Consider the following 22192-nt stretch of genomic DNA (forward strand, 5'->3'; position numbering starts at 1 on the left):
TCACATCAGGATGATGTCGTATTGCTCCTGGTGGAACGTCGATTCCACCTGCAGCGAGATCGGCTTGCCGATGAAGTCGCCCAGCATCGCCAGATGCTGGCTTTCTTCTTCCAGGAACAGGTCGATCACTTCCTGCGAGGCCAGGATGCGGAATTCGCGCGGGTTGAACTGGCGCGATTCGCGCATGATCTCGCGCAGGATGTCGTAGCAGGCCGTGCGCGGCGTCTTGACCTGGCCCTTGCCCTGGCAGACCGGGCATTGCTCGCACAGCACATGCGCCAGCGACTCGCGCGTGCGCTTGCGCGTCATCTCGACCAGGCCCAGTTGCGAGAAGCTGTTGACCGTGATGCGGGTGCGGTCGCGTGCGAGCGCTCGCTTCAGCTCGGACAGCACCGCGTCGCGGTGCTCGGCGTTCTCCATATCGATGAAGTCGATGATGATGATGCCGCCGAGGTTGCGCAGGCGCAGCTGCCGCGCGATGGTGTGGGCCGCCTCCAGGTTGGTCTTGAAGATGGTGTCGTCGAAGTTGCGCGCGCCCACGTAGCCGCCGGTGTTGACGTCGATGGTCGTCATCGCCTCGGTCTGATCGATCATCAGGTAGCCGCCCGACTTCAGGTCCACCCGGCGCGACAGCGCCTTCTCGATCTCCGCGTCGATATTGAACAGGTCGAAGATCGGGCGCTCGCCGGTGTAGTGCGACAACCGCGGCAGTACCGCCGGGGTGTATTCCTTGGCGAACTCCAGCAGCATCTGGTAGTTCTCGCGCGAGTCGATCTGGATCACGCCGGTGGCGTCGTTGATGAAGTCGCGCAGCACGCGCTGGGCCAGGTTCAGGTCCTGGTAGAGCAGGCTGGGCGCGGGCAGGGTGGTGGCGTTCTGGCGGATCGTGCCCCAGATCTTGCGCAGGTAGGCAATATCGTTGCCGAGTTCCTCGTCGGTCGCTTCCTCGGCGATGGTGCGCACGATAAAGCCGCCGCGCTCGTCGGCGGGCACCAGGCCCTGCACGCGGCTGCGCAGCGCCTCGCGGTCCACTTCGCCCTCGATGCGCTGCGAGATGCCGATATGCGGGTCCTGCGGCAGGTACACCAGGGTGCGCCCGGCGATGCTCACTTGCGTGGACAGCCGCGCGCCCTTGGTGCCGATCGGGTCCTTGATCACCTGCACCATCAGCGCCTGGCCTTCGAACAGGGTCTTCTCGATGGCCAGCTGCGGGGTGGAATTGTTGCGGTCGGCGTCGCGTGGATGCCAGATATCGGCCACGTGCAGGAAGGCGGCGCGCTCCAGCCCGATGTCGATAAAGGCCGATTGCATGCCGGGCAGCACGCGCACCACCTTGCCCAGGTAGATATTGCCGACCAGCCCGCGCGTCAGCGTGCGTTCGACATGCAGTTCCTGCACGGCGGCCTGCTGCACGATGGCGACGCGGGTCTCTTGGGGCGTGATGTTGACGAGGATGTCTTCAGTCATAGCGGGTGAAACGCGTCGCCGGTGGTCCGGCTGTATAGGGTGGCCCGGCGCGGGGGCCGGGTCTTGTCTGGGCACGGAGGGCGCGGCTCAGAACTGCAGATGAGCCTGGCGAAGTAACGCCGCCGTCTCAAACAAAGGTAAGCCCATGATACCTGAATAGCTGCCCGCGATCCGCTCCACGAACTCCGCCGCCCGGCCCTGGATGCCGTAGGCACCGGCCTTGCCGAGCGGCTCGCCGCTGGCGACGTAGCGCTCGATCTCGGCGGGCTGCATCTGGCGGAAGGTGACTTCGGAGATCGACAGCGCATGCCGCATGCCCGTGGTCGACACGATCGTCACGGCGGTCAGGACGCGGTGGGTGCTGCCCGAGAGCGCGCCCAGCATGGCCGCGGCATCGGCGCCGTCGGCGGGTTTGCCCAGGATGCGGCCGCCCAGGCAGACCGTGGTGTCCGAGGTCAGCACCGGCGCATCGGGCAGCGCGCGGCGTTCGCGGCGGCGCAGCGCGGCTTCTGCCTTCAGCGCGCAGACGCGCTGGACGTAGTCGTCGGGGGTTTCGCCGGGCTGGACCGCCTCGAGCGCTTCGGCATCCTCGTCGTCATCGGCCAGCAGCAGTTCGTAGCGCACGCCGAGCTGGGTCAGCAGCTCGCGGCGGCGCGGGCTCTGCGAGGCGAGGTAAAGATAGTCGTGCAGGGTGTCGGACATCGCGGCGGAGGGGCCTTCCGGCGACAGCCGGGATCAGGCCCGATGATAGGGGTGGTTCTGCGTGACGGACCAGGCGCGGTACAGCTGCTCGGCCAGCAGCACGCGCACCATGCCGTGCGGCAGGGTCAGGCTGGACAGCCGGATCAGGGTGCTGGCGCGGGCTTTCAGGGCCGGGTCGAGCCCGTCGGCGCCGCCGATCAGGAAGGCCACGTCGCCGCCCTCGCGCTGCCAGTCGGTCAGCTGCGCGGCCAGTTGCACGGTGGTGAAGTCGCGCCCGCGCTCATCCAGTGCGACGATGCGGCACTGCTTCGACAGCGAGCCCAGCACCGCCTCGATGCGCGCGGCTTCGCGCTGCATCACGGTGGCGGCGTTGTTGCTGGACGAGCGGGTTTCAGGCTTGACCTCGCGCAGTTCGATGCGCAGCTCGGGCGGCATGCGCTTGGCGTACTCGCTGAAGCCGGTTTCGATCCAGCCGGGCATCTTGTGGCCGACGGCCACGATCACCAGTTGCATGGGGCAGAGGACGGGTCATGCTGCGCGGCCGCCTGGCGGCCGTGCGCCGGGGCTCAGGCCGAGCGGGTGGTGCGCTTGCGCGCGGCCGGCTTGGCTGCTGCGGTCTTGCTGGCAGCGGTCTTGCTCGGGGCCTTCTTGACCGCGGTCTTGGTCGCGGTCTTGCGCGCGGTGGTGCCGGCAGCGGTCTTGCGCGGCGCGGCGGCGCGGGTGCCGGCGGTCTTGGTCGCTGCCGACTTGGTGGCGGTCTTGCGGGCCGGCTTGCGGATGGTGGCGATGGCGTCCGCGTCGGTGTCCTCATGGCCCATCGGCGGCGACGGCTCCTTCATGCCTTCGGGCAGGCGGGCCAGCGCGGGGCGCAGGTTGCTGGCGCGGCGCACGGTGCGCACCGGGGCTTCGTCCTCGTCCTCGTCCATCGGCTCGCTGGCCTTGGCCAGGCCGCGGCCGCCGGTGGCCAGCTTCATGCGCACCGGCTTGTCGCCCCAGATCTCTTCCAGGTTGTAGTACAGGCGCAACTGCGGCTGCAGGATGTGGACCACGGCGTCGCCGCAGTCGACCAGCACCCATTCGCCGGTTTCCAGGCCCTCGACCGCCACGATATGGCCGCCGGCTCCCTTCACCGTATCCCGCACCGACGCTGCCAGCGCCTTGGTCTGGCGGTTGGATGTCCCGCTGGCAATCACCACCCGGTCGAACAGTTCGGTCAGGTGGCTGGTGTCGTACACCTTGATGTCCTGCGCTTTGACATCCTCGAGGCCGTCGACGATGGCGCGTTGCAGTTTACGAATATCCATGGTGTCTTCTTGTTCAGCTGAGATCGGTTGGGGGTGGGCGCCGGGATTGGTGCAACCCCGGTCATGCCCTGGCCGGGGCGTTGCGGTACAGCCCGTGGTTGGCAATGTAGTGTGCCACGCCGGGCGGCAGTTGGTCATCTGCCGGCTGGCCGGCTGCCAGCCGCTGGCGCAGGTGGGTGGAAGACAGGTCGACGGCGAGCGTCTGGTCGATCCACATCCGGCCGGAGGGCGTGCATTGTATCAGGTGCGTGTCAGCCTGGCGTTCGGCCAGTGCCGCCAGCACCGGACCCTCCAGTGCCGCCAGCTCAAAACGCGGCCGCGTGGCGGTGCACAGGTGCACATGTTCGAACAGGGCCTGCCAGCCGTGCCAGGTGTGCAGGCGCAGCAGCTGGTCGGCGCCCATCAGCCAGCACAGCGAGGCTTCGGGGCCGTATTCGGCGCGCAGCTGGCGTACCGTGTCGATGGTGTAGCTGGGGCCGGCGCGGTCCACTTCCATGCGGCTCACGCGGACTTTGGCGCCGCTGTCGCCAAGCGCCGCGGCGGCCAGTTCGGTCATCGCCAGGCGGTCGGCGGCAGGGGTCACGTCGTCGCCTTTTTGCCACGACTGGCCGGTGGGAATCCACACCAGCTCATCCAGCCCGAGGTGTTCGATGCACAGCCGCGCCAGTGCCAGGTGGCCGACATGGGGGGGATCAAAAGTGCCGCCAAGGATACCCAGGCGATAGGGGCGGGCGGACGGTTGCGGCGGTTCTCCCGCGTCGGCGGCGGGCTTGCGGTGTTGCGCTGGATTGGCCATAGGTCAGGCGTCAGGCCCAGTCGCGCGCTGGCAGGAAATCGGTGTACAGCGCCGCTTCGGGGCTGCCCGGTTCCGGTTGCCAGTCATAGCGCCAGGTCACCAGCGGCGGCATCGACATCAGGATGGATTCGGCGCGTCCGCCCGACTGCAGGCCGAACAGCGTGCCGCGGTCGAACACGAGGTTGAATTCGACGTAGCGCCCGCGCCGGAAGGCCTGGAAGCCGCGCTCGCGCTCGCCGTAGGGCGTGTCCTTGCGCGCCTGCAGGATGGGCAGGTAGGCGTCCAGGAAGGCGTCGCCGACCGATTGCATCATGGCGAAGCTGCGCTCGAAGCCCAGCGCGGAGAAGTCGTCGAAGAAGATCCCGCCCACGCCGCGCGCCTCGTTGCGGTGGCGCAGGAAGAAATACTCGTCGCACCACTGTTTGAAGCGCGGGTACAGGTCGTCGCCATAGGGGGCCAGCGCCTGCTGGCAGGTGCGGTGGAAGTGCGCGCAGTCGCCGGCGTCGCCGTAGTAGGGCGTCAGGTCCATGCCGCCGCCGAACCACCATACCGGCTCGGCCCCCGGCTTGACCGCCAGGAAGCAGCGCACGTTCATATGGACTGTGGGCACATAGGGATTGCGCGGGTGGAACACCAGCGACACGCCCATGGCCTCGAAGCTGCGACCGGCCAGTTCCGGCCGGTTGGCGGTGGCCGACGGCGGCAGGGTGTCGCCGCTCACGTGCGAGAAGCCCACGCCGGCGCGCTCCATCACCGCGCCGCCTTCCAGGATGCGGGTGCGGCCGCTGCCGCGCAGGCGTTCGGTGGGCGGTTTCTCCCAGGCGTCGGTCAGGAACGGCTGGCCGTCGATGGCACCGATGGCATCGGTGATGCGGTCTTGCAGACCGAGCAGATAGGCACGGACTGCCTGGGAATCGATCATGATTGGCGGAAAGCGGATGGACCGGGCTCGGCGTCCGGCAGCGCTGGCGGCTGCCGGGTGCGTCACAACGTTGTCACGATTGTACCGGCTGGGGCCGCTGGCCGGGCGCGCGGGTCCAAAGCTGGCCGGCAAGGCGGATCAGCCATGCCGGCCGGAACGGCGTTTGCCGGGAAGGATCAGCGCTTGATGGCGCGGTAGCCGATGTCGGTCCGGTACTGCATGCCGTCGAAGCGGATCTGCTCGACCGCGGCATAGGCGGCGCGCTGCGCTGCCTTGACGGTGTCGGCCAGGCCCACCACGCACAGCACGCGCCCGCCCGAGGTCAGCAGGGTGCCGTCCTTGAGGGTGGTGCCAGCGTGGAAGGTCACGCTGTCGTCGGTCTCGGCCGGGATGCCGGTGATGGCATCGCCCTTGCGCGGGCTGTCGGGATAGCCGTAGGCGGCCATCACCACGCCCAGCGCGGTGCGGCGGTCCCAGTCCAGCTCGATGCTGTCGAGCTTGCCGTTGACGGCGTGCTCCATCACATCGACCAGGTCGGTCTTCAGGCGCGCCAGGATCGGCTGGGTTTCGGGGTCGCCCATGCGGCAGTTGAATTCCAGCGTCTTCAGGTTGCCGTCCTTGTCGATCATCAGACCGGCGTACAGGAAGCCCGTGTACGGAATGCCGTCCTTTTCCATGCCGCGCACGGTCGGCAGGATGATCTCGCGCAGCGCGCGCGCATGCAGCGCGGGCGTGACCACCGGGGCGGGGGAATACGCGCCCATGCCGCCGGTGTTGGGGCCGGCGTCGGCGTCCAGCAGGCGCTTGTGGTCTTGGCTGGTGGCCAGCGCCAGCACGTTCTTGCCGTCGACCAGCACGATAAAGCTGGCTTCCTCGCCGTCCAGGAACTCTTCGATCACCACGCGCGCGCCGGCGTCGCCGAGCTTGTTGTCGGCCAGCATCATGTCGACCGCGGTGTGCGCTTCTTCCAGCGACATCGCCACCACCACGCCCTTGCCCGCGGCCAGGCCGTCGGCCTTGATCACGATCGGAGCGCCCTGGGCGTCAATGTAGGCGTGCGCCTGGGTGGCGTCGGAGAAGGTCTGGTAGGCGGCGGTCGGGATGCCGTGGCGCTCCATGAACGCCTTGGCGAAGTCCTTGGACGATTCCAGCTGCGCGGCAGCCTGGGTGGGCCCGAAGATGCGCAGGCCCTTGGCGCGGAAGATATCGACGATGCCGGCGGCCAGCGGGGCCTCGGGGCCGACCACGGTGAAGGCCACGCCCTCGCGCTCGGCAAAGGCGGCGATGACCTCGGGGTCGGTCAGCGGAACATTCTGCAGGCGCTTGTCGAGCGCGGTCCCGCCGTTGCCCGGCGCGACATACACCACCTGCACCTTGGGGGACTGGGCCAATTTCCAGGCCAGCGCGTGTTCACGTCCACCCGAGCCGACAACCAATACTTTCATGATCACTGCCAGAAAAGAAACACATACTAAGAGGCGGCGGCCTGGGCTGTGTCCGGGTCGCCGCCGATGGGGGCTTGTTGCAGCTTAGTCTTCGATTACCGCGTTGGTGAAGACTTCCTGCACGTCGTCCAGGTTTTCCAGGGCGTCGAGCAGTTTCTGCATCTTGAGCGCGTCGTCGCCGCTGAAGCTGACTTCGTTCTGCGGCTTCATCACCACGTCGGCCACTTCCGCCTTGAAGCCGGCGGCTTCCAGCGCGGCCTTGACCGCCGAGAAGTCGTTGGGCGGGCAGGTGACTTCGATCGAGCCGTCGTCGTTGGTGACGACGTCGTCGGCGCCGGCTTCGAGCGCGGCTTCCATCAGCTTGTCTTCCGGCGTGCCGGGGGCATACAGGAACTGGCCGCAGTGGGTGAACATGAACGCCACCGAACCTTCGGTGCCCATGTTGCCGCCGTGCTTGGAGAACGCATGGCGCACTTCGGCCACGGTGCGGGTGCGGTTGTCGGTCAGGCAGTCGACGATGATGGCCGCGCCGGCCAGGCCATAGCCCTCGTAGCGGATTTCTTCGTAGTTGGCGCCTTCCATGCCGCCCACGCCGCGCTGGATGGCGCGCTGGATGTTGTCCTTGGGCATGTTCGCGTCCATGGCCTTGTCAATCGACAGGCGCAGGCGCGGGTTGGAGTCGACATCGCCGCCGCCGAGCTTGGCGGCAACGGTGATTTCCTTGATCAGGCGGGTCCAGATCTTGCCGCGCTTGGCGTCAGCGGCGGCCTTCTTGTGTTTGATATTGGCCCATTTCGAGTGACCGGCCATGATTCTCTCCGAAGCGGAATGCGGTGATCTGCGGTGATGTTGTGCGGGGTCGCCATGCACGCCGTGACCGGGGTGGCAAAGCCCTCGGACAGCGCGCGCCAGGTGACGGATATGCCTGGCGGCTGGCTATAATCAGCCCAGGATTTTATCACGCGGGCCTGCCCGCGCCGCCCGGATCCACCAGATCCCATCAGACGCTATCAGACGCTTACGGAACCCAGGAACATCATGGCCGACCCCATCCTCATCGCCAAGAACGCCGAACATGAACTGGTGCTGCTGCCGCAGATGGGCAACCGGCACGGGTTGATCACCGGCGCCACCGGCACCGGCAAGACCGTCACGCTGCAGACGCTGGCTCAGGGCTTCTCGCGCCTGGGCGTGCCGGTCTTCATGGCGGACGTCAAAGGTGATCTGACCGGCATCTCGCAGGCCGGCCAGCCGTCCGACAAGCTCAAGCAGCGCCTGGCCGACCTGAACCTGCCGGAGCCGGCATGGGGCGCGTGCCCGACCACGCTGTGGGACGTGTTCGGCGAGAAGGGCCATCCGGTGCGCGCCACGGTCTCGCATATGGGCCCGCTGCTGCTGTCGCGCATGCTGGAGCTGAACGACACCCAGCAGGGCGTGCTGAACCTGGTGTTCCGCATTGCCGACGCCAACGGCCTGTTGCTGCTCGACGCCAAGGACCTGCGCGCCATGCTGCAGTACGTCGGCGACAACGCCGGCCAGTTCACCACCGAGTACGGCAATATCTCGGCCGCCTCGATCGGCGCCATCCAGCGCGGGCTGATCGCGCTGGAATCGCAGGGCGGGGATGTCTTCTTCGGCGAGCCGATGCTGAACCTGGAAGACTTCATCCAGACCGAGAAGGGCCAGGGCGTGGTCAATATCCTGGCCGCCGACAAGCTGATGAACGCGCCGCGCCTGTACGCCACTTTCCTGCTGTGGATGCTGTCCGAGCTGTTCGAGAAGCTGCCCGAGGCCGGCGACCTGGACAAGCCCAAGCTGGTGTTCTTCTTCGACGAGGCCCACCTGCTGTTCAACGATGCGCCCAAGGCGCTGCTCGACAAGATCGAGCAGGTGGTGCGGCTGGTGCGCTCCAAGGGCGTGGGCGTGTACTTCGTCACGCAGAACCCGATCGACATCCCCGACACCGTGCTGGGCCAGCTGGGCAACCGCGTGCAGCATGCGCTGCGCGCCTTTACCCCGCGCGACCAGAAGGCGGTCAAGGTGGCTGCCACCACCATGCGCGCCAATCCCAGGCTGGACCTGGAAACCGCGATCAGCGAACTGGGCGTGGGCGAAGCGCTGGTGTCGTTCCTGGACGCCAAGGGCACGCCCTGCGTGACCGAGCGTGCCTGGGTGCTGGCACCGGGCAGCCGCATCGGCCCGGCGACGGAGGAAGAGCGCAAGCAGCTGATCGCCAGTTCGCTGGTGGCGGGCACCTACGAGAAGACCGTGGACCGCGAATCCGCCTATGAAAAGCTGCGCGGCAGCGTGGCGACGGCCGGCAATGGCAACGGCAAGGGCGCTGGCGGCGCGCCGGCGGGGCAGCCCGCTGGTGAGCAGGACAGCGGCTGGCTCGGTACGGCCGGCGAGATCTTCGGCACGCTGACCAAGGGCACCGGCAAGACCGGCCGCGGCGATTCGATCCTGGAGTCGATGGCCAAGTCGGCCGCGCGCACGGTGGGGTCGCAGGTCGGCCGCGAACTGATCCGCGGTGTGCTGGGCAGCCTGCTGGGTAAGAAGAAGTAAAGACGGACTGACGGAATGACGGAAAGGGCCGCGCGATGCGTTAATGCCGTTCAGTTAAGGTCCTTTCTGAGGAACCGAACGGTGTAGCGCTTAGGCAGGGCTTTGACCACACGGGGGCACTTACGCCCCCGTCGTTTTTGGACGATCGCCAACTGAAGTTTGGCCCGCATGCGCTGCAGATGGGCCGGCAGCTTGCCTGGGGCCATGCCGGCTGCCCAGGTCAGTTCGCCCTGTATCAGGCGCAAGGCCAGCACAAAGCTCAGGTCGGTAGGCTCGACGCGAGCCTCGAGCGCAGCCTTGGCCATCTCCAGACGTACCAGGTTGTACGCAATCAGTGCCCCCCAGATTTCCTGATGCACGCCCTCAGGCTGGCGGCTGCGCAAGGTCAGTTCGGCCCCGAGCATCGTCTGCTTCAGTTCCCGATAGCTGGTTTCGATTTCCCAACGGCGCCGGTAGCACGCAAGGATATCGGCGGCCTTGAAGCGCCGACGGTCCGTCAACGAGGTCAACAGAACGCGCTCTGACTCCTCGTCCCGGATCGCGCGAGCTGTCCAGGTCTCTGGCAAGGCTGGATTCTTGCGGCGAGCCTGAGGGGAGACCTTCATCTGAACGATGCCATCATCCGCACTGCCTGAGAGCAGCTCCCACTGCAGATTCTTTTTCGCTGGGATCAGGAAGTGGCGCTCGCTGCCGCCCATGCGCAATCCCCACAGGATCTCTGCGGCCAGAAAGCCTTTATCAAAGATCGTCAGCGAATCATCCGGGATCCGCTCAATAAGCGGCTTGGCATAGAGCATCTCATTGCAGCCGTAACGGCCAAAGGCGATATCAGCAACAAGATGGGTAGGAACAGCCGTGAGCGAGACACCGCGGACTTGTGGATAGCTGGCGACCTTGCCACTGGCATAGCTCTGGGCGCCAAAGTACAGGCGATTCTCAGGGCTATCGGCAGTGCGGAAGGTGGTGCCATCATGGCGTAAAGCGCCAAGCCCTTCCATTTGTAGTGCGCAGCATCCTGAGCCACCCACGCCCGTGCGGTCTGCTCGAACAGCCACAACAAAGGCTTGTCTCCAAGCCGCTCGCGGGCTTGGGCGATGCCGCTCTTGCTGACACAGGCGCTGGCATCGTTGGGCAGTGCCAGGTCCAGCGTCTCCAGCACATCGGGAATCGATTGGTGCCGATAGAGCGCCAGCGCGATGACCAGCCAGACCACCTGCTCTGCTGGCAGTCGGCGCCGGCGAACGGACGCTGTTCCCGTGGCGGCCAGCGCCTGCTCGATCCATGCCATCGGCAGATGCTCGCTGAGCCGGGCAAAACTGGCCGGCTCACTAAGCTCAAGGGCGGTGTGGACTTGTTCCGATAGCATCGGAACGGCAAGTTAACAGCTCGACACCTTGTTTACAACCCCTGCAAAGAAAAATGCCGTTCAGACTTAACTGAACGGCATTACCGCGCGATGCGGCCCTTTCCCTTAGTGGCGCTGCGCCTGTTGCTGCGCCTTGGCCGCTGCCGCGTCCTCGCGCATCTTGCGCGCGAACATCCGCGCAAAGAACCACCCCATGCCGATGATGAAGACGATCACGCCCAGGCTCATCAGGCCGGTGCTGGTACTGAACAGGATCTTGAAGGCTTCCATGCTTGGCTCCCTTTGCGTTGGCGATGGCGGCCGGCGAGGTCTCGCCGGCGCTTGCCGCCAGTGTAGGGAGCCCTGTGGCGCGGACTATTGAGGCCGGTCAAGCGCAAGCCAGCCCGCCGCCGCACCACTCAGTTCTTGGTGCCGAACAGGCGGTCGCCCGCATCGCCCAGGCCCGGCACGATATAGGCATCGCCGTCCAGGTGGCTGTCCAGCGAGGCGACGAACAGCTTCACCCCCGGATGCGCCTTCTGGAACACTTCCACGCCCTCCGGGGCCGCCACCAGCGCAACGAAGGTGATGGCCTCGTCCTTGACCCCGCGGCGCTTGAGCACCTCCACCGCGTGCGCGGCGGAGTAGCCCGTGGCCACCATCGGGTCGCACAGGATGAAGCTGCGGTCTTCCAGGTCAGGCAGACGCACCAGGTATTCCACCGGGCGGTGCTGCTCGTCGCGGTACACGCCGATGTGGCCGATGCGCGCCGACGGGATCAGCTCGACCAGGCCGTCGCTCATGCCCACGCCCGCGCGCAGCACCGGCACGATGGTCAGCTTCTTGCCGGCGATCACCGGCGCCTCCAGCTCTACCAGCGGCGTTTCGATGCGGCGTGTGGTCAAGGGCAGGTTGCGGGTGATCTCGTAGCCCATCAGCAGCGTGATCTCGCGCAGCAGTTCGCGGAAGGTGCGCGTCGACGTTTCCTTGTCGCGCATGTGCGAAAGCTTGTGCTGGATCAGCGGGTGGTCGAGGATGAACAGGTTGGGAAAGCGCGGATCTTGTTTCATGGCTGGCGGCGAGGGCTCGGCGGGGTAGGGACAAGCAGGTGAAGCGGGCGGCGAGATCGGATGGACCAGCGCGCCGCGCCGTTGCAGCCGGATTGTAATGGAAGCGGGCCGCCCTGCCCGTGGCTTCGCTTTCGAGACCCGCCCACGCCAGCCGCCGGCGGGCTCCCTGAACTGCCGGGAGCGGCCGGCGGTGCCTTGCGCTAGTCAAGCGCGCGATTCTTCGACTCGATATCCACCATGTAGATGGCGATTGCCGCCACGGCAAGAAATGACGAAAGCAGCGCCAGGGCAAGGGTGAACTGGCTGGCCATGATCGGTGCAATGATCGAAGGCGCAAACAGGCCGCCAAAGCGCGCCATCGCGCCTGCAGTGCCCATCCCGCTGGCGCGCAGGTCGGTCGGGTACACCTCGGGCGTGAAGGCGTAGAGCGCGCCCCAGGTACCGAGGAGCGAGAAGCTCATCAGCAGGGTCGAGCCGACGATAAGCGCGGTGGACTGGCCCAGGCTATAGAGCATGCAACCTGCCGCGCTGAGCAGCAGGAAGCCGATCAGCGTCGGCTTGCGGCCCCAGCGCTCGACGCCGTGCGCGGCCAGCGCGAACCCGGGAAGCTGCACCAGCGCGAGCACAATCAGGAAGACCTGGCCACGCATGAAGCCAAAGCCCTGGCCCGCCAGCTTGACCGGCAGATAGACGAAGACGCCGTAGTAGGCGATCGAGATCAGCGCCCAGGCGGCAAGCAGGCAGATGGTGCGGCGCCGGCATCCGCGCGCGAACAGCGCAAAGACCGACTTGCGCTCCATCGGCTGCGGCTCCAGGTTGCCGATTTCCACGGACACGCGATTGGCGGTGGCGACACGCTGCAGCACCGCGCGTGCCTCGGCCGAGCGTCCCGATTTATTCAGGTAGAGCGGAGACTCGGGAACAAAGAACCGGAAGACCACGCCGACCAGGGCGGGGATGCCCGTGACGAGGAAGATCAGCCGCCAGGCATCATCGCCTCGCGACACGGCGATCAGCGCAAGAATGGCGAGCAGGATCGTGCCGACGGCCCAGAACGACTCCAGCAGCACCAGCCAGCGACCGCGCCGGTCCGAGGGCAGGAACTCGGCCATCATGGTGTAGTCCACGGGCAGCGTGCCGCCCACGCCGATGCCGGTCAGGAAGCGCAGCAGCAGCAGCCACTGGAAGTCCGGTGCGAAAGCGGAAGCGACACCGCAGATGGCGTCGATGACCACCGCCATCATCAGCACGGGCCGGCGGCCGATCCTGTCAGCCAGTCGGCCGAACACGAATGCGCCGATCAGCATGCCGACAAAGAACATCGTCCCGGTCTGCAGAGCGGTCGGTACGGGAATGCCGAAGGTCGCCGCAATCGACGGCGCGGTGAAGCCGATCGACAGCACCTGCATCGCGTCAGCCAGCCAGACCAGGCCGAAGATGACAAAGAGCCGATACTGGAACCGGCCGACGCCGGCCGCGCGGATGCCTTGCTCGATCGTGATGGTTTGAGGCGATGCTCCCCGCGCGCTGGGCTGTGGGGCCGAGCCTAGCGTGACTTCCGGGATGGTCGTGGTTGCCATGGATGAAATTGATGACGACATGTTGTCTACCTGTCTTTATAGGCTGGTTCTTGAACTCGGACGCACACGTTTATCGAAGCAGGGCCAGACGGTACTGACTAATGCGTGATGATCACACCGGGGCAACCGCACCGAATTGCAACGAAACGTGGTGAGTACTCCAATTGGCGAGGCTGGAACTAACCCGGTAGCACGCTCGCAACACCTGCTTGGTTCTGATACGACATAGTCACTCCTTGTTGTCTACCCTTGGTTGGTCCAGGCCCGGCCTCCCGGTCGGCGCTGCGGGGAACTATGCAAGCCCCGGGCCAGCGCTTCCGGTGATGTAAAGGGCCAATCTTTTAGTTTTGTTGTCTCGTCTGCCGCTTGCGGCGCGCCGTCCTTGTGCGGGGAGGCACCGCTGCGGGCCTAGCGGCACTCATGTAGTGCGCACTACATGATCGTTCAGCGTAAGCTACATGAAACTGGCGGGCAAGGCCGAATTGCGTTTTCCCTCCTTGGGGTTTTCCCGCGCGTGGCGCGCATGGCGCCGGCGCGGGAATGCACGTCTCCCTGCCCGGTGGCGAAGCGCCTTGCCAGGCACGGCGTAGGTGCGGTCAGCGTGGATGCGGAAGGCGCGGCGAGCCGGCCCCGCGGCGTCTGCGTTGGTCCTAGTGGGCAGGCATCGCGCGCAGGCGCGCGACGGTGTTCTCCAGGTCCTGCCATGCGGGTTTGTCGGGCGCAAAGCGCGCGCGCAGGTACTGCGCCAGCTGCGTGATCTGCTGGTCGTCGAGGGTGTCGGCATAGGCCGGCATCGCACCCAGTTCGCTGTTGGGCGGTGCCGGCATGCCTTGCAGCAGCACCTGGATCACGTTGTCCGGCAGCTTGCTGTGCAGGTTCGTATTGAGCGCCAGCGAAGGCTTGACGCCGAACTGGGCGATGCCCTGGTCCGACTGGTGGCAGACCGCACATGCGCTTTGGTACAGGCGTTCGCCGGGACCGCCCAGGGTGCGCGCGGCCTGCGCGCTGCGCTGCTCGATCTGCGCGGCCTGTGCGGCCAGTACGGTAGGCGAGGGCGGTGGCGTGCCGAACGAGGCCACGTAGTGCGCGATCGCGCGCACGTCGGACTCAGGCAGTTGCGCCAGTTCTTCGACCACCGGTGCCATCGGTCCGGCCGCGGCGCCATGGTGCGGCGCATAGCCGCCGCGCAGGTAGGTGAACAGCGCTGCTTCGGTCCAGGGCAGCGGTGCGTGCGACAGTGCGCTCAGCGGTGGCGCTTCCCAGCCTTCGGCGCTGCCGCCGGTCAGGTACTGGCGGCCGCCTTGCTCGGCACCGAGCGCGTTGCGCGGCGAATGGCAGGCGCTGCAGTGGCCCAGTCCTTCGGCCAGGTACGCGCCGCGATTCCATTGCGCGGAGCGCGACGGGTCCGGCGTGAAGCGCTCGTTGCGATGGAACACCAGGTTCCAGCCGGCCAGCAGCGGGCGCACGTTGAAGGGGAACGCAAGCTGCGTCTGCGGGACTTCGGATTTCACCGGCTCTGCCGACATCAGGTACCCGTATAGCGCCTGCATGTCGCCATCGCTGATCTTCGCGAATGCGGTGTATGGGAACGCGGGATACAGGCGCCGTCCGTCGCGGTGGATGCCCTCGCGCATGGCGCGCTCGAACGCGGCGAAGGACCAGTTGCCGATGCCGGTCTGCACGTCCGGGGTGATATTGGTGCTGTAGACGGTACCGAAGGGCGTCTCCAGCGGCAGGCCGCCGGCGTTCTTCACGCCGCCCGGCGCGGTATGGCAGACCGCACAGTCTCCCGCGGCGGCCACCAGCCGGCCGCGTTCGAGCGTGGCGGCGGAATAGAAGCCGGCCTCGGGCGGCGCCACCGGTGCGATCGGCGCGCGCCAGGGCAGCAGCGTGGCGCACACGCCGGCAGCGGCTGCGGCGGCAGCGGCGATCCAGCCGCGCTTGCTGCGCTGGTTGCCGGGCCTGGCCTCGGCCAGCGCCAGGCGGATGCGATCGGCGCTGAAGGGCGGCGCGCGCAGGCGCACGCCGGTGGCGTCGTAGATGGCATTGGCCACGGCCGCGGCGGCGGGCATGGTGTCGGTCGGGCTGGCAGCCAGCGCGTCATGCGTGGCGAGCGTGCCGGCCAGGCGGATTTCCGGCAGGGTGCTGCCCGGCACGGCTGGCAGCGTCTGGCTGGCAGGTGGCGCTTCGGCCGGCCAGGTGTCGAAGGCGGGCGTGGCCGACGTCAGCTGCAGGGCGGCATCGGCCACGGCCTGCTCCAGCGAGCGCGCGGACGGCGCGGCTTGTGCGCGCGGCAGCGATTCACTGTCATGCCCCACCGTCACGCGCGTGACCGCCAGCTCGCCGGTGGTGCCGTCGACCTCGACCTCGGCCACCCATGCCGACCAGGTCTGCCCGGCTTCGTGATCGACGGTGTTGGCATAGGCAAAGCCGCGGCCGCGCTGCACGTTGCCGGCCGCTGTGTTGGCGCGGGGCGCGGCCGACGTCCAGCCGGCACGCTCGGACACTTGGCGTACCAGGGCTGTGCCGCGCGCATCGTCGAGATGCGCCATCCGCAGCGCGACCGGGTCGGTGCCGGAGTCGGCGGCAAGCTCGTCGAGATGGGATTCCCGGGCGAACACCTGGGCCCGGGCTGCCGCCAGTGGCGCCGCATCGGACGCGGCGGCGCTGCCTGTCGAGACCAGGTCGACATGCGGGATGCGATAGGGCGGCATGGCGGTGTCGCCTGCGTGGCCGGCAGCGATGCTGTTCGCCACGGGCGATGCCGTATGCGTCAGCCACAGCGCCAGCGGCACGGCCGGGGCTGCGGTGCCCGCCAGTGTTGCGGCGTAGGCTTCGACGGCGGTGCCGGCCAGCGCGGTGTCGACGCGCACATCGAGCACGGCATCGGCAAGGCCTACATCGGCCGCACACAGCCGACGCATCACGGGCAGTCCGGCGGCGTGGGCCAGCAGCGCCGCGTCGGCGGCGGCGTGCGGCGCGAGCAGCGCGGGGTCCGCGCGGTCGTCGGGCGATTGCCAGCAGGCCAGCACCACCTGTTGCGGCGCGATGCCCAGCAACGCGGCAAGCTCGGCGCGCAGCGCGCCAGGGCGCGTGCTTGGCAGCCACACGGTCAGCTTGCCGTCGCGCCAGTCGGCGACGGCCGTGCAATACGCCTCAGCGTGGGTGCCGGCCAGGGGCCACTGGTAGTGCTGCGTGTGGCGCGCATCGGCGCCGGCCAGCACCGCATCGGCATTGCCGCGCTGGGCCAGCGTGAGGCGCGCTACCGGCGCGTCGTCCGCGCGGGGCGGGGCGGACCATCGTGCCTGCAGCGCATGGGTTGCGGTGGTGGCCTGTGCGCCGGAAGCCGTTGCCATGCCGGCGAAATTGTTGCGGATGACGACCGCGCGCACGCCCGGCAGCGCCAGCGCTGCCTCGCGCTCCGCGCCCAGCAGGCGCGCCGTCAGCGGCTTGCCGTCGATCCAGCGCAGGCCTGGCGGTGTCAGCACCCGGGCAACCAGGCAGTCGGCGGCGGGCGGCGGCATGCTGCCCGCGACCGCGGTCGGGGTGGCCTGTGGCACGAGCCCTTCGTTCACGATGCCGACCCCTCGGCCGCCTGCCGTTGCAGCACCGCGGCCCGTTGCACCGCGCGCACGATTTCCACGTGGGTGCCGCAGCGGCACAGGTTGAAGCGCAGCGCCTCGCGGATCTGGGCCTCGTCGGGATCGGGGTTCTGCGCGAGCAGCGCCTTGGCGGTCATGATCATGCCATTCAGGCAATAGCCGCATTGCGCGGCCTGCTCATCGATAAATGCTTGCTGCACAGGGTCGGGCTGCGCGTCGGTGCCCAGTCCCTCCAGCGTGGTGACGGCGTGCCCGACCACGGCCCTGACCGGCAGCACGCAGGCGCGTGCGGGCATGCCGTCCACCAGCACCGTGCAGGCGCCGCACTGGCCCAGACCGCAGCCATACTTGGGCCCGTTGCAGCACAGGTCGTTGCGCAGGATGTAGAGCAGCGGCGTGTCAGGGGCCACGCTCAGCGTGTGCTCGGCGTGGTTGACTTGCAATGTCAGGGGGCGGGGCGTGTTCATCGGGGACTGGGGGCGGTTTGAACATCACGCATCGCTGCGCCGCGCCCCTTCGATGAGGGGCTGCGGCGGGCAGGGTTGGTCAGGCGTCAGGCCGCTGCGGACAGCGTCCCGGTCCCGGCCGACACCAGCGGCACGTTGAAGACATCGTAGCCGAAACACCAGTCGGGGTTCTCGTTGCCGCGCAGCCAGGTGTTGTTGTGCGAGACCAGCTGGACCTTGCTTGCGCGCTCGTTGCGGTTCGCTTCATACAGCGCGAATGCCGAGGCGAAGTCGTCCACGCCGGTCTCGGTGAAGCAGCGCGTGAGCATGGCCGCATCCTCGATCGCCATCGCGGCGCCTTGTGCCATGTGCGGCTTCATCGGGTGGCAGGCGTCGCCGAGCAGCACCAGGCGGCCCCGGCTCCACAGCGGCAGCGGGTCGCGCTCCAGCAGCGGCCACTTGGTCACTTCAACGGTGCCTTCGATCAGCGACTGCACGCCCTCATGCCAGCCGTCGAACGCGGCGCGCATTTCCTCGATGCTGCTCGGCACCCAGCTCTTGCTCATGTCCCACTCGGGCTCGGGCACGCCGGTGACGTAGTAGATCTCGTCGAGCTTGCTGGTATCGAAGTAGACCATCATGTGGCGGTCGTCGGTCCACCACTTGGTGCAGCGCTCATGCGTGAAGCCCTTGACGCGCGCGATCGGGAACACCGCGCGGTGTGCCACGTAGCCCGTGTACTTGGGCGGCTCGGCGCCCAGCAGCGTCTCGCGGATGCGCGAGTTGACACCGTCCGCGCCGATCACGATGTCGGCCTCTTCGACCGTGCCGTCGGTGAAGCGCAACTGCACCACGTCGCCCTGGTCGGTGACGCTTTCCAGCTTCTTGTTGAAGAACAGCGTGTCGGGCGCCACGGCGTCGGTCAGCAGCTTGTGGAAGTCGCCGCGGTGCACGGTCAGGTAGCTGGCACCGTAGTGGCGCTCTGCGTAGTCGCCCAGCGGGATCTGCGCGATCACCTCGCCGGTCAGGCCGTCGCGGCTGTACCAGTAGTCGGGGTGGCAGCCCATGTCGTTGAGCGCGTCCTCGATGCCGATGCGCCGCATGATCTTCGTCACGTTGGGCCCCACATGGATGCCCGCGCCCAGGCGCGAGAACGCCGGTGCCTGTTCATACAGCCTGACTTGGAAGCCGGCTCGCTGCAGCAGGGCGGCCGCGGCCGTTCCTCCGAGTCCGGCGCCGACAACTGCGATTCGCGGTTTGCCTTGCACGTTCTTTCTCCTGGCAATGACACAAGGTCGATGGGGGCTGGGGCGGCCACTCGGCCGACCGTTGAAAACGAGTGTACACACTCAAAACATCAAAGTAAAAGAAGAAAATTATGAACCTATGGAAAACCCTTACGGAAATGTGATGACGCTCACGCATCGCGTTATATCGGTGAATTGATGCGCAAATACAGGGATTGATTAGTTAAGTATGCACTGAACGAGTGAATTCGCGGGCGCGCAGATTCTGTTTGCTTAGATAAAGTGTGTACACTACAATCAATCACAGCATGCAGGGCCGCCAGGCCGAGGCAGGCGGGTAGACAGACAAACAGATGACGGAGTCGACAGTGCAGAAAGTTTTCCGAATCGGCCAGATCGTGCCGAGCTCCAACACCACCATGGAAACCGAGATCCCGGCGATGCTGGCTGCGCGCCAGCTGGTGCGCCCGGAACGCTTCACCTTCCACTCAAGCCGGATGCGGATGAAGAAGGTGGTCAAGGAGGAACTGGCGGCCATGGATGCCGAATCCGACCGCTGCGCGGTGGAACTGAGCGACGCCCGCGTCGACGTGCTCGGCTATGCCTGCCTGGTGGCCATCATGGCCATGGGCCACGGCTACCACCGGGTGTCCGAGCAGCGCCTGCAGGCGCATACCGCCGAGAACGGCGGCGACGCGCCGGTGATCACCAGCGCCGGCGCGCTGGTCGATGCGCTCAAGGTGATGGGCGCGAAGCGCATCGCCGTGGTGGCGCCCTATATGAAGCCGCTGACCGAGCTGGTGGTCGACTACATCCGCAATGAAGGCTATGAGGTGGTCGACTACCGCGCGCTGGAAATCCCCGACAACCTTGAGGTGGGGCGCCACGACCCGGCACGGCTGCCGGAGATCGTCGCGCAGATGAATACGGCCGACGCCGATGTCATCGTGCTGTCGGCGTGCGTGCAGATGCCGTCGCTGCCAGCCGTGGCCAAGGTCGAGGCGATGACCGGCAAGCCGGTGGTCACCGCCGCCGTCGCCACCACCTATGCGCTGCTGAAGCGGCTCGGGCTGGAGCCGGTGGTGCCGGGCGCCGGCGCGCTGCTGTCGGGCGCGTACTGAAGGGGGCGGCCATGGCAGACAGCACCTTTCTCTACGGCGCCAACGTGAACGCCAACGGCATCCGCCAGCACTACCTGCGCTATGGCGGGCAGGGCGGTGCGCGTGCGCAGCGCGATGCCGTCATCATCGTGCCGGGCATCACCAGCCCGGCGGTGACCTGGGGCTTTGTCGGCGAGCAATTCGGGCAGCAGTTCGATACCTATGTGCTCGACGTGCGCGGCCGCGGCCTGTCGCAGGCCGGCGCTGAGTTGGACTACAGCCTCGATGCGCAGGCTGCCGATGTGATCGCGTTTGCGCAAGCGCTTGGCTTGCAGCGCTACGCCATCGTCGGTCATTCGATGGGCGCGCGCATCGGCATCCGCGCCGCGGGCAGCAAGCCGGCGGGCCTGACGCGCCTGGTGCTGATCGATCCGCCGGTGTCGGGGCCGGGCCGCCGCCCGTACCCGTCGCAACTGCCGTGGTACATCGATTCGATCCGGCTGGCGCAGCAGGGCATCGACGTGGAAGGCATGCGCCGCTTCTGCCCGACCTGGACCGAGGACCAGTTGCGCCTGCGCGCGCAATGGCTGCATACCTGCGACGAGCGCGCGATCCTGGCCAGCTTCAATGGCTTTCATGAGGACGATATCCACGCCGACCTGCCGCACGTCGCCGTGCCGGTCCTGCTGATGACCGCGGGCCGTGGCGACGTGATCCGCGAGGAAGACGTGCAAGAGATGCGCAAGCTGCTGCCCGCACTGCTGCTTGCGCATGTCGCCAACGCCGGCCACATGATCCCGTGGGACGACGAGGCCGGCTTCTACCGCGCCTTTGGCGACTTCCTGGGTGCGGCGCTGAACTAAACGAGGAGCGAACATGCCCGTAAGCGATTACGACCTGACCGCGGCGTGGAAGCAGGTGCTGACGCTGTCGAAGCTTGAGCCGGGGCAGACCGTCACCGTGCTGACCGGCGCCGCCACGCATCCGCAGACGCTGCGCACCGCGATGGTGGCGGCGGCATCGATGGGCGCCATCGTCAACCGGCTCGACTTGCCGCCGGTCAATGGCGAAAAGGCGCTCAGCCGCGACGCGCTGGCCTATCTGGGGACCACGCCGCTGACCGGCAACCCGGCCGCCATTGCCGCACTCAAGGCCAGCGACCTGGTGCTGGACCTGATGACGCTGCTGTTCTCGCCCGAGCAGCACGAGATCCTGGCGCAAGGCACCAGGATCCTGCTGGCTGTGGAGCCGCCCGAAGTGCTGGCGCGGCTGGTGCCGACCGAAGCCGACCGCGCCCGCGTCAAGGCCGCGGCCGCGCGGCTGGGCAAGGCGCGCGAGATGCATATCGTGTCCGACGCCGGCATGGACCTGCGCTGCCGCCTGGGCGAGTTCCCGGCGATCAGCGAGTACGGCTTTGTCGACGAGCCCGGCCGCTGGGACCACTGGCCGAGCGGCTTCGTGCTGACCTGGCCGGACGAGGGCGGCACCAACGGCACCATCGTGCTGGACCGCGGCGACATCCTGCTGCCGATGAAGTCCTATCTCCAGGCGCCGATCCGCATTACGGTCGAAGCCGGCTACGTGCGCCGCATCGAAGGCGGCGTGGACGCGGAGTTGCTGGCCGACTACATGGCCTCGTTCAACGACCCCGAAGCCTATGCCATGTCCCATATCGGCTGGGGGCTGCAGCCGCGCGCCAGCTGGTCGGCGCTGGCGATGTATGACCGTGAGGCCACCATCGGCATGGACGCGCGCGCCTACGAGGGCAACTTCCTGTGCTCGTTCGGCCCCAACAACGAAGCCGGCGGCAGCCGCACCACCGCCTGCCATATCGACATCCCGGTGCGCCACTGCACCGTCAGTCTGGATGGCGAGCCCGTGGTGGTGCGCGGCAAGGTGATGGACGGCCACCACGCGCCGGCCGCTTCTCTCTACAAGGACGCGCGCCATGGATGACGCCGTGCAGACTTACCAACGCCAGGGCTTTGGCGCAGCCATGGAACTGAGAGCGCCGTACGGCCTGCTGATCATCGACTTCGTCAACGGCTTCGCCGATCCGGCGGTGTTTGGCGGCGGCAATATCCCCGAGGCGATCCGCAACACGCAGCCGCTGCTGCGCACCGCGCGCGAGCAGGGCTGGCCGGTGGCGCACAGCCGCATCGTGTTTGCCGACGACGACAGCGACCACAATATCTTCACGCTGAAGGTGCCGGGCATGCTGACGCTGAAGGAGGATGGCCACAACAGCAAGATCGTGCCGGAGCTGGCGCCCGCGCCGGGCGAACTGGTGGTGCGCAAGACGGTGCCGTCAGCGTTCTTCGGCACCTCGCTGGCGGCGTGGCTGACGCAGCGTGGCGTGCAGACGCTGCTGGTGGCGGGTTGCGTCACCAGCGGCTGCGTGCGCGCCAGCGTGGTCGACGCGATGTCGCTGGGCTTCCGCCCGCTGGTGGTGTCGGATTGCGTGGGCGACCGCGCGCTGGGCCCGCATGACGCCAACCTGTTCGACATGGCGCAGAAGTACGCCACCGTGCTGACGCGCGACGAGGCGCTGGCGCAGGTTGCCGGCGTGCGCGCCGCCGCCTGAGGCGTGGCGATGCGGCC

General features: G+C 67.4%; 19 protein-coding genes and 1 pseudogene. 5 read left to right on the forward strand and 15 right to left on the reverse strand.

From position 1 onward, the window contains the following. The 8 genes from rng to CNE_RS04200 all read right to left on the reverse strand — a co-directional run bounded on the left by rng (position 1) and on the right by CNE_RS04200 (position 7446). Entirely contained in the window at positions 1-1467 is a 1467-nt protein-coding gene (gene rng / locus CNE_RS04165; protein ID WP_013955894.1) for a ribonuclease G, read from the reverse strand. An 87-nt stretch (positions 1468-1554) separates the two neighbouring features. Beyond that, a complete protein-coding gene (locus CNE_RS04170; protein ID WP_013955895.1) occupies positions 1555-2169 on the reverse strand; it encodes a Maf family protein in 615 nt (204 codons plus the stop codon). 33 nt (positions 2170-2202) lie between these two features. Further along, a complete protein-coding gene (gene rlmH / locus CNE_RS04175; protein ID WP_011614787.1) occupies positions 2203-2682 on the reverse strand; it encodes a 23S rRNA (pseudouridine(1915)-N(3))-methyltransferase RlmH in 480 nt (159 codons plus the stop codon). Positions 2683-2735: 53 nt separating this feature from the next. Further along, positions 2736-3473, reverse strand: a complete 738-nt coding sequence (gene rsfS, locus CNE_RS04180) for a ribosome silencing factor (RefSeq protein ID WP_013955896.1) — start codon at positions 3471-3473, stop codon at positions 2736-2738. 61 nt (positions 3474-3534) lie between these two features. Beyond that, complete coding sequence (locus CNE_RS04185) at positions 3535-4269, reverse strand: nicotinate-nucleotide adenylyltransferase (protein ID WP_013955897.1); 735 nt, start codon at positions 4267-4269, stop codon at positions 3535-3537. 10 nt (positions 4270-4279) lie between these two features. Then, entirely contained in the window at positions 4280-5191 is a 912-nt protein-coding gene (gene hemF, locus CNE_RS04190) for an oxygen-dependent coproporphyrinogen oxidase (RefSeq protein WP_013955898.1), read from the reverse strand. A 176-nt stretch (positions 5192-5367) separates the two neighbouring features. Continuing rightward, a complete protein-coding gene (gene purD, locus CNE_RS04195; RefSeq protein WP_010812906.1) occupies positions 5368-6636 on the reverse strand; it encodes a phosphoribosylamine--glycine ligase in 1269 nt (422 codons plus the stop codon). Between the two features lie 84 nt (positions 6637-6720). After that, positions 6721-7446 carry a YebC/PmpR family DNA-binding transcriptional regulator gene (locus tag CNE_RS04200; RefSeq protein WP_013955900.1) on the reverse strand — a complete coding sequence of 242 codons (726 nt, stop codon included), beginning with the start codon at positions 7444-7446 and terminating at the stop codon, positions 6721-6723. A 228-nt stretch (positions 7447-7674) separates the two neighbouring features. Here CNE_RS04200 and CNE_RS04205 point away from each other — a divergent pair, with 228 nt between their 5' ends. After that, entirely contained in the window at positions 7675-9201 is a 1527-nt protein-coding gene (locus CNE_RS04205) for a helicase HerA-like C-terminal domain-containing protein (protein WP_013955901.1), read from the forward strand. Between the two features lie 50 nt (positions 9202-9251). Here the strand turns inward: CNE_RS04205 and CNE_RS04210 are convergent. From CNE_RS04210 to CNE_RS04235, 7 genes and pseudogenes are all read right to left on the reverse strand, one after another. Further along, a pseudogene (locus CNE_RS04210) lies at positions 9252-10567 on the reverse strand (IS4 family transposase). Between the two features lie 105 nt (positions 10568-10672). Beyond that, positions 10673-10837: a DUF3149 domain-containing protein gene (locus CNE_RS39065; RefSeq protein WP_013955903.1), complete on the reverse strand. Its 165-nt coding sequence runs from the start codon at positions 10835-10837 to the stop codon at positions 10673-10675. Between the two features lie 128 nt (positions 10838-10965). Further along, a complete protein-coding gene (gene upp, locus CNE_RS04215; RefSeq protein WP_013955904.1) occupies positions 10966-11616 on the reverse strand; it encodes a uracil phosphoribosyltransferase in 651 nt (216 codons plus the stop codon). 200 nt (positions 11617-11816) lie between these two features. Next, positions 11817-13217, reverse strand: coding sequence for an MFS transporter (locus CNE_RS04220; protein WP_013955905.1), 1401 nt, complete (start codon positions 13215-13217; stop codon positions 11817-11819). A 629-nt stretch (positions 13218-13846) separates the two neighbouring features. Next, positions 13847-16720: a c-type cytochrome gene (locus CNE_RS04225; RefSeq protein WP_085959678.1), complete on the reverse strand. Its 2874-nt coding sequence runs from the start codon at positions 16718-16720 to the stop codon at positions 13847-13849. A gap of 47 nt (positions 16721-16767) precedes the next feature. After that, the gene (locus CNE_RS04230; protein ID WP_013955907.1) at positions 16768-17265 is read right to left on the reverse strand and encodes a (2Fe-2S)-binding protein; all 498 of its coding nucleotides are present in this window, start codon (positions 17263-17265) and stop codon (positions 16768-16770) included. 86 nt (positions 17266-17351) lie between these two features. Further along, a complete protein-coding gene (locus CNE_RS04235; protein ID WP_013955908.1) occupies positions 17352-18512 on the reverse strand; it encodes an FAD-dependent monooxygenase in 1161 nt (386 codons plus the stop codon). 347 nt (positions 18513-18859) lie between these two features. Here CNE_RS04235 and CNE_RS04240 point away from each other — a divergent pair, with 347 nt between their 5' ends. The 4 genes from CNE_RS04240 to CNE_RS04255 are packed head-to-tail and all read left to right on the forward strand — an operon-like array spanning position 18860 to position 22175. Further along, positions 18860-19612: a maleate cis-trans isomerase family protein gene (locus CNE_RS04240; protein ID WP_010812897.1), complete on the forward strand. Its 753-nt coding sequence runs from the start codon at positions 18860-18862 to the stop codon at positions 19610-19612. An 11-nt stretch (positions 19613-19623) separates the two neighbouring features. Continuing rightward, entirely contained in the window at positions 19624-20454 is an 831-nt protein-coding gene (locus tag CNE_RS04245; protein ID WP_013955910.1) for an alpha/beta fold hydrolase, read from the forward strand. 13 nt (positions 20455-20467) lie between these two features. Further along, entirely contained in the window at positions 20468-21547 is a 1080-nt protein-coding gene (locus CNE_RS04250; RefSeq protein ID WP_013955911.1) for a M29 family metallopeptidase, read from the forward strand. Then, complete coding sequence (locus CNE_RS04255) at positions 21540-22175, forward strand: N-carbamoylsarcosine amidohydrolase (protein WP_013955912.1); 636 nt, start codon at positions 21540-21542, stop codon at positions 22173-22175. The genes CNE_RS04250 and CNE_RS04255 overlap by 8 nt, the downstream gene beginning before the upstream one ends. The last annotated feature ends 17 nt before the right edge of the window (positions 22176-22192 follow it).

Source organism: Cupriavidus necator N-1, from assembly GCF_000219215.1.
Classification (GTDB): Bacteria; Pseudomonadota; Gammaproteobacteria; order Burkholderiales; family Burkholderiaceae; genus Cupriavidus; species Cupriavidus necator.